The sequence below is a fragment of the Petrachloros mirabilis genome, from assembly GCF_975968855.1.
Genome location: NZ_CDLUDY010000230.1, coordinates 1 through 5043, shown reverse-complemented (window position 1 = coordinate 5043; position 5043 = coordinate 1). Strand labels below are relative to the sequence as shown.

The 5043-nt window shown below is 50.9% G+C and carries 6 protein-coding genes; 1 reads left to right on the top strand and 5 read right to left on the bottom strand.

What is annotated here, in order from left to right:
* The coding region (locus ACWVCN_RS09495; protein WP_455245356.1) for a C25 family cysteine peptidase at window positions 1–1203 on the bottom strand (1203 nt) is incomplete at its 3' end.
* Between the two features lie 110 nt (window positions 1204–1313).
* Window positions 1314–1544, bottom strand: coding sequence for a hypothetical protein (locus ACWVCN_RS09490; protein WP_455245354.1), 231 nt, complete (start codon window positions 1542–1544; stop codon window positions 1314–1316).
* Window positions 1545–2095: 551 nt separating this feature from the next.
* On the opposite strand from ACWVCN_RS09490, the gene ACWVCN_RS09485 reads away from it, so the two are divergent.
* Window positions 2096–3580, top strand: a complete 1485-nt coding sequence (locus ACWVCN_RS09485) for a DUF4147 domain-containing protein (RefSeq protein ID WP_455245352.1) — start codon at window positions 2096–2098, stop codon at window positions 3578–3580.
* 135 nt (window positions 3581–3715) lie between these two features.
* Here ACWVCN_RS09485 and ACWVCN_RS09480 read toward each other — a convergent pair whose 3' ends face one another.
* The 3 genes from ACWVCN_RS09480 to ACWVCN_RS09470 form a co-directional block, all read right to left on the bottom strand.
* Window positions 3716–4003, bottom strand: a complete 288-nt coding sequence (locus ACWVCN_RS09480) for a cupin domain-containing protein (RefSeq protein ID WP_455245351.1) — start codon at window positions 4001–4003, stop codon at window positions 3716–3718.
* Between the two features lie 47 nt (window positions 4004–4050).
* Complete coding sequence (locus tag ACWVCN_RS09475) at window positions 4051–4719, bottom strand: DNA-3-methyladenine glycosylase family protein (protein WP_455245350.1); 669 nt, start codon at window positions 4717–4719, stop codon at window positions 4051–4053.
* 55 nt (window positions 4720–4774) lie between these two features.
* Window positions 4775–5043 (bottom strand): GMP synthase (glutamine-hydrolyzing) (locus ACWVCN_RS09470; protein ID WP_455245348.1); only part of this gene is annotated, 269 nt, incomplete at its 5' end.

Here is a 5043-nt window from a genome sequence, read left to right as displayed (position 1 = left end):
GTTGGTGGCGGCATCGTAGTACATCTTATTGCGCTCCGGCGTCGGATTACTCTCTTTAGCTATGTGATACCAGCCGATATTTCCCAGTACGTGACGCACAGGAACAATATTGATATCACCGCCCAGCAGACACCACTGTGTATTCCAGTCTTTGAAGGCATGTTGCAAAAAGTTGCGCATCGCTTCTGGAAGGTCGCGTGTGATACCAGGCTGCCAATGGGCACCGAACCGGTTTGCCACGATGTCCGAGACGGAAACTACGCGAGCGCGTAATCCCTTCATGGTTTTCCACCGCGCCAGCTCCTCAAATTCGGAAATCAAATTCCCCGCGTGGGCGCCCTTGGTGCCGTCCTCGGCCCACTCATAGTCGTCCGTGATAATCACGTACGGCCAGTCTTCGGGCGCGGGCGGCATGAGCACGTCGGCTGGAATAAATGGCCGGCCGTTCTCCACGAAGGGAAATACATCGCGGACCTTGGGCTTTGGCTTGCGTAACGGATCGGTTGGACAGATGGGGGTAATCTCGTCGAATCCTGCAATTTCCTTGGGGATGCGAAAACATAGATCCTGGGGATTCTCGACCAGAGAGATCAGTTTCTTCATTTCGATACTGAACGTCATTGGACTCTTGGCCCTCGCAGTCTCTTGGCGCCTCAATCGCTGAAATTCGACCTTCAGCGTGGCGCTGGCGAGATAACGCACGGTCCCTTTACTCGGGTCATACCGTAATGGATAGATGCGCACAGCTGCCACACGGTGGCCGGCATAGAAATCGAAGCTGGACAATTCGGCATCTGGCAAGGGAATCTCACGCATGTCTGTGACGTGCGGGTCCATGGGATAAAAGGGCAAAGACTGACTGTATTCGACACCCTTCATCGGAGGTAAGGGCAGCTTCCCCGCCGGTCCTGCGCGTTTGACTGCCGCCGGTCGTGGGGGCTGAACGGGCACAAGTGTGTATTTACCCGGCAGACGAGACCATTTGGGTTTCAGCAGAAAGACGGAAACGTTCTTCACGTCATTAGGAAGAACAAAATACTTCACTCCAAAAGGTAGCGCAGGCCAGCCCACCCGATCCGTCAGGCCACCCCGTTTCAGAGTGATCAGGTCGTACTCAAAAGATCGCCCCACTACGAAGTCCTCTTGGGAAAAGGACACCGGATATGTAAAGCTTCCCTTGTTCGTCCTACTCTTCGTGCTCATTGGATCCTCCGGCCTTGCCTCGTCTATCGTTTGGGATCAGATCGGTTGCGTGCTTCGATCACACCAAATGTTCGCTCAAAGGACATTTTTCAGTGTTAACCAAGTATTTACTACGACTCCTCTTCTCCTGGCTCCTCCTCGTAGCTGGTACGAACCCACTGCCTGTCGTCCCAATACACGGGTCTTTCATTTCGCAGAAGGTCAACCATAACGGCAAATTCGTTGGGATCAGAAAAAGTGGGCCAATGCCAATTGCCGTCTGCGTCTTTTACCCCCACCTTTCCCCTATGGTTTTTGTAGTCCCATCGGGCATAGTATCGCGTGATTTCCTTCCAGGCCATGTCGACCTCCTTTCCTTATGGGGTTAAAATACCTCCTTTGGAGAGTATATCACATCTTGACAGCACGCCCTTTGTATAAATTGCGGTTCGCGCTCTTGCATCCTTGTCGGTCATTTAGTTCCGACATAGAACGAACGCATTGCTCTCGCCTAATATTGAATTTGTCCCATGTCAAGGGCGGCCCCCGTTTTAGATATGAAGAAAGTCATGATTATATGGATGTCCCCATCCTCCCTGGAACGATAGTAGGGACAAAGTGTCTCATATATCCTCTGCCAGTTTATTCTATCGGAGAGCCGGACCAACTCGTCGGTGCGATCGATGTACTTTCGAAGGAGCGAATCTTCAAATGTATATTGCCGGCACCAACGGATAGATATCGATTTGATCTCTTGTTATTTTAAGAGTTCTGGCAGAAAACTGTGAAATACGGATCGCTGAGGCGGATTCTCTTAGTATGATATTAGGGGGCTTTCGCCCGGACTTTGAGTGGCGACTAACCTCTGATTGGTTTATAATGATTTGTCAACTTGCATCAAGAAAGGGTAGCTATGGCAAAAGATGATGTTAAGACAATCCGATCCTCAGAAACGTTAAACCATGCCAACGGTCAACCCAACCCATTATCAGAGCAGGCGGCTGCAAGAAGCATCCTTGATCATGCCCTAGAGAGCGTGCTTCCTGAATCAGCCTTACGACGATACGTAAGGATTGATGACGCAACCAATATCTTAACGGTAGCGGGAAGAGAATACAACCTCGATAACCTTAACAAAATATTCGTTGTAGGTGGCGGCAAGGCAGCTAGACGCACCGGCGCAGAATTAGTGAAGATTTTAGGTGGTAGGATTACTGCGGGCGTCTTGAATGTCTACCGAGACCAGGCCAAGGAACCTATCTCAGATCGAATCAAGCTTTTTGCCGCTGACCATCCTACTCCCAACAAAGAAGGAGTCGAAGGGGCAAGGAAATTGGTAGCGCTGTTAAAGAGCGCGGACGATAAGACCCTCGTCATTGCTCTCATCTCAGGTGGCGGCTCTTCCTTAATGGCTCTGCCTGTAGAGGGAGTCAGTTTAGAGGAGTATAAGGCTATCATCAAATTGCTGCTTACAGTTCCAGCCACCATTGATGAAATCAATGCAGTGCGAAAACATCTCGATCCGTTAAAAGGTGGCGGGATGCGAAAATTTGCTGAACGTGCCGGTGGGGTTGTCTCTCTGGTTCTATCCGATGTCCCTGTAACCAAGACGGGAGTTGTGGACGACCCATCCGTCATCAGCTCAGGTCCAACGGTGGGTGATGATTCGACGTTTCAGATGGCTAAGAAAGTCCTTAATGAATACAACATCTGGGATCAGGCTCCACTCCCCGTCAAAAAGTATATCGAAGCCAACGTTGGGAAGGACGATTACGAGACCCTGTCCAAAGATTCATCCCTCTTAGCCGAAGATAAAAGCCAATATGTCGTGATTGCGAACAATGACCAGGCTATGGAGGCAGCGAAAGAGAGAGCAGAGCAGCTTGGCTACACCGTGAACGTGATTGGCTGTAGAACCGGCACAACAGAAGATAAGATCAAAGCAGAAGTAACCGAAGAAATCGAAAATATCTGGAAGGTCATTACTCCGTATTTGAGTAATAATGACAATATAACCTTTGCCAGTTTCTCTACGGATGGGATAGACGGAAGCTCCGACGTCGCGGGAGCTATTGCTGATATGAATACCCTGGAGCTGGCCAAAAACAAGAGACTTGATTATAGGAACTATCTTGGCCATTATGACTCAGCCACCTTCTTTAAGACACTGGGCTTGGCGATTGCACCCGGTCCTACTGGCACGAATGTTGCCGACATAAGTTTGGTCCTCATTACCAACCCGAATGATCCTTATCGAAAGATCGCCTTCATCTTTGGAGGTGAAGCGACAGTGAAGATTCAACTTCCAGACGGCCAAAAACCTGGCTCCGGCGGAAGGAACACTCACCTTGCCCTTCTGGCCGCAGAGAAATTAGCTCAACTCAACAAGCCCAATTAACGCATGGATAGAGAGCCCATCCGGAAAGGCCTGATCAAGGCAGGTATCTCTGAATCCCAGATTGAGATTGGTGAGGCATCCCTTGGGACTGTTGAGCGATCTGGGATCAGCTCAACCCCATTGTTTGGAATGCTCTCAGCTTTCTGCTCTTCTCGGTACGATGCAGATAAACTCAAACGACTCTGAACCTGTATTTCTGAAGTTATGCGGCTCGTTTTCATTGACATAGACGTAATCGCCTGCTTGTAATTGGTGTTCGTTACCCGTTGCATCTATCACGATACCGTTGCCTGCTTCGATCTTGACCAAATGCGGAAAATCGTGGCTATGATGTGGGCTTGTTCCTCCTGACCCTAAGCTGAAATAGCGCAACACAATCTCGTTCGAGCCGTCGTCTGGGCCTATTACGATTTGTTTCTTCACATTATCATAGTCCTTCAACTCTACGGATGGGGCCTCACTGAGTCTCTTTATGACCATAGTTTCCTCCATTCATTATTGCTGCCCATCCTAACGGATGGACAGCTCAAGTAATGATGCCAGAAGACCCGCGCTGCGACTGCCCGCCAAGGTTTCCAGCTTTGGCTAAGCGCCTCGAGCGCTTCTGACGAAGGCCTTGTTTCGAGCCCCTTGACGTGCTGAACAGCTACAGCTAGGGCTAGATCACCTATCGGCCAGACATCTGGCCGCCGCAGCGCCATCAAAAGATAGATATCCGCCGTCCATCGACCGATACCCGTTATCTTGAGCAACTCTGCCCGAGCCTGATCATCATCCATCCCCTGGAGCCCCTTCAGATAAAGGGAACGTTCGGTGATCGCACGCGCAAGGCTCCTGCAGTAACGACTTTTCTGACGGCTGAACCCAATTTGCCTCAACGTCTCCGCGTCCAGCTTCAGAAACTCAGCTGGGTTGAGAACCGGAACAGCGTGTCGAAGGCGATCGAAAGCAGCCTTTGCAGAAGCAAGAGAAACCTGCTGCTCGAGAATTATGTGCACCAGGGTTGGGAATCCGGGCGCGCGCTTCCACATCGGCGGTGGGCCGAAACTCGACAGAACACACCCAAGATCAGGATCTCGGTCTCCCAGGATTGCCAACGCCTGGTCAAACGCTGGTCTTGTGAGTCGTTCAGTTGTCATCTTTCCACGCACTCTAATGATCTGACCATTTCCGATTCTGAATACGCAACCGTCGTCAGACTGCTTCGATCGTTGAGGGGGGCTTTGGCGCTATGTTGTACGTGACGCTGACGATGCCAGGCACGTTGCGGATAATCTCACGGGCGAGATTATCAAGAATTTCGAACAAAAGGCGCGTCGGTGTTGCAGTGCGCGCATCGACGCTATCCCAGCAACGCACCTCGATCTGCTGGCCGAAATCGCGCTTGCCTTCGCGCATTCCGGTTACGCGGTCTTCATGAAGGATCGCCAGGTGCTGGAATGCACCGGTGCCCTTGAGCAACC